This window comes from Agilicoccus flavus (assembly GCF_014857905.1).
Lineage (GTDB): Bacteria > Actinomycetota > Actinomycetes > Actinomycetales > Dermatophilaceae > Agilicoccus > Agilicoccus flavus.
On the sequence record NZ_JACYXE010000032.1, the window covers coordinates 1 to 3098 of the forward strand.

Annotated in this window: 1 protein-coding gene; it reads right to left on the reverse strand. The window is 53.1% G+C overall.

Annotation, left to right across the window (positions count from 1 at the left end):
- Positions 1 to 412: 412 nt before the first annotated feature.
- Positions 413 to 3040: a hypothetical protein gene (locus ICW24_RS20035; RefSeq protein ID WP_226347290.1), complete on the reverse strand. Its 2628-nt coding sequence runs from the start codon at positions 3038 to 3040 to the stop codon at positions 413 to 415.
- Positions 3041 to 3098 lie beyond the last annotated feature (58 nt).

Here is a 3098-nt window from a genome sequence, read left to right on the forward strand (position 1 = left end):
GTACATAGCGACATCGTAGTCAATCGTTCCGGTGGCCTTACAATAGAAAAATATTGAAAAAAAAAAAAGCTTAAATATTTTTGGTTCCTTTATTTGGTTGAATTAGTATTACATAATAATTTATAAAATGTAAGCGGGACGAGCGGTCGGCGTTTGGCCAGTGTGGAGACACGGCAACGTTAGGGCGAGCCGTCGCGCCGAGCGCCCGTCCCTACTCAGAGCACAAAACAACAGATGGCGTTATTGAACCCGAAAGAATAGTAGCGCCATCTATCAATACATTTAATCACTTAACGAACGACTAGGCTTATACCCGACCGGAATTACGCCCCCTTATTGACTGATGAGAGAAATGCTGTGGCGGGGTGTGCGTGGGGCGCTTGCTTTGCGGTTGCGATGTTAGTTAGCGTGTTCACAAGCGCTCACTGCTGAGGGCGCGGGACTCCTGGACCAGATAGACCTGGGAGCCGGGGACAGTGGAGGTGGTGACGAAAGTGCGGTGCTTGGCGCGGATGAGGGAGAGGTTACTCTCGGCGACGTCGGCGCGGTCTTCGGCGGCTTCCAATTCACGCTGGAATCGTCGGACACGGGTCACGCTCTGCTGCGACATGCCCTCTTGTTCAGCCAACTGCCTTTTGTAGATGCTGACTTTCTGGGAGGTTTTCTCCAAAGAATCTTGGAGGAGAGAGATGTTCTTCTGATCCTCCTCGCACTGAATGATGACCTCCTTAAGTTGACGCTCCTTCTTGCGGAGGATCTTGATGGTTTCAGCGTGTCTCCTCTTCTCTTCGTCCAGCTCCAGCTCCATGTCCTTGATGCGAGCCTCGAGCTTGCTGATGATACGCTTGCCACCAACAATAGCGTTGGCTTCGACTTCTTCCAGACGGACAGAGATGTTCTTGACTTCGATTTCAAGAGACTTCTTGACGGCCTCGATCTTGACGATCCTCTCCTGTTCCTCATGCAGATGCTCGACAGTGTGTTTCAGCTCAGTCTGTACGCGCTGGTATCTCTCATCGGCGATGCGGAGTTCCTTGGTGATCTCATCGTAGTCGGCGGCGACGATAGCCAGTTCCTGTTCTATCTTAGCCTTGCTGCTTGACAGGTTCACGTTGATAACAGTCAGCTCGTTGACGCGAGTCTGAGATTCCTCGTATTGCTGCTCGACTGAGCGCTTAACGCGTAGGGCCTGCTCGTAGTTGCCACGAATCTCCTCAACCTCTCCGGTGAGTGACTGTATCCTGCGCTGGGCGACTCCGTACTGGTCGAGAGTCACCTGCAACTGCCTCTGGACCTCATCGTAGTGGGTCTGGATCTCAGTAAGCTGCAGAGACTGCTTCTTGATGGTCTTCTGGAGGTCAATGTTGGTCTTGTTGGCCACATCAAGAGAGAGTTCCAGTTCAGTAATCTGGATTTGCAACTTCTTCTTGATGCGTGTGACTTCAGACTTCAATTTAGTCTCGGCTTCCACGACGCGAGCGTTCAGCTGTTCGATTTCGATGCTTGTCTGCTTGCGGATGGCTTCGATTTCTTCTTCCTTCTCTTGCAGACGACGCTCAGCCTCATGACGGAACTGGCCGAACTCAGCCGTCAATCTCTGTGAGCGCTGTTCCTCAGCCTTGCGGCCAGCTTCGGCCTCCTTGTAGGCGGCAGTGAGTTCCTCTCGCTCGTTCTCAAGACGGCGCAACTCGATTTCGAGCTCGTGGAGACGGCGGTTCAACTCGGTGATGTTCGCGCGAGCATCATGCAAGTCATCACCCATTTTCTTGTTTTCGCGGGCGAGGGCGTCTTTCTGTTCGCGGGTCTTGTCGAGTTCGTGGGAGACGCGCTGGAGTTCTGTTTGTTTGTTGCGCAGGTCGCGCTGGGTTTGCTCGTACAACTGCACGGTCTCCTCGAGACGGGACTTGATCTCGATGTTGACGCGCTCCAGCTGCTCGGTCCTCTTCTGAAGCTCCCGAGCAGTACCGTTTGCCTTCTCCAAGTCGATGATGAGGACTTCGACCTCGCTCTGCAGACGAGACTTCTGTTTTTCAACGTTGTTGATTTTCGCGATGAGGGTCTCGATTTGCTCCTCCTGTTCCTGGATGCGGATGGAGTACTTGCGACGGATTTCCTCGATTTCCTCAGCCCTGGCAGCAGCCTCTGCCTCAAACTTGGAGCGCCAGTGTCCGATCTCACCGTTAGCCTTGACCAGCTGACGTTCGAGGTCCAGACGAGCTTCGGACTCCTCTTCCAGTTGGACGCGAACGGATTCCAAATCGATCTCAACCTGGTGCAGGCTGGCCTCAAGCAGAGAGCGCCTTCTCTCCTCATCCTCAAGCCTGCGGCGTGAGTCTTCGAGTTGACTGGCGATCTGACTCTTCAGGTAAACTACGTTCTCAATGTTGACCTTGAGGTCCTGAACTTCCTTAACGAGCTCGATGTTCTCTTGGGACAGACGCTGCTTGTGGGAAGTGATGTCCACAATGGTGCGGTTCAGTTCCTCGATTTTGATGTGGAGTTCGCTGATGGTGATCTCGAGCCTCTCGCATGTCTTGGAGATGGTGATCTTCTCCTTGGTCACGTTCTCGACTTGGGCCAACAGCTCGTAAACTTCAGCTTGGAACTTGGACTTCTCCTTCTCAGCCCTGGCTTTAGTTTTGGTAAGCTGGTCGATTTGTTCCTGGAAGTCGATTACGATCTCTTGGTTCTTCTTCTTGAGCAGATGGGCGGTCTCTTCTGACTCCAAATGGACATCTTCCAGTAGTTTGCGTAGCTTGAGGAGTTCGGTGTCACGCTTTCTGTTGATCTCGAACTGGCTCTCGGCTCCGCCTTCAGCTTCCTCAAGCCTCTCAGACAGTTGAATCACTTGCACGCTCAAATCTGCCTTCTCTCTTTCAATCCTCTGACGCAGCTCTCTTTCGGATTCCAGATCATCTTGGATGAGACGAATCTTGTCCTCCAGCCTGGAGAGAGCACTCAGGTCGGCGGAGTACTCGATGTTAACGTCGGTGGTGCCCCCGCCGCTGCTGCGGTAGGTGTACTTGGAAGTCTTCGCCATGGCAGACATGTTCGGTGTTCGTGTCTCGGTCGGCAGTCGGCGCTACGTTACCGGTCGG

Coding starts and splice junctions, on each gene's coding strand:
- ICW24_RS20035 (WP_226347290.1), bottom strand. CDS start 3,040: ATGGCGAAGACTTCCAAGTACACCTACCGCAGCAGCGGCGGGGGCACC.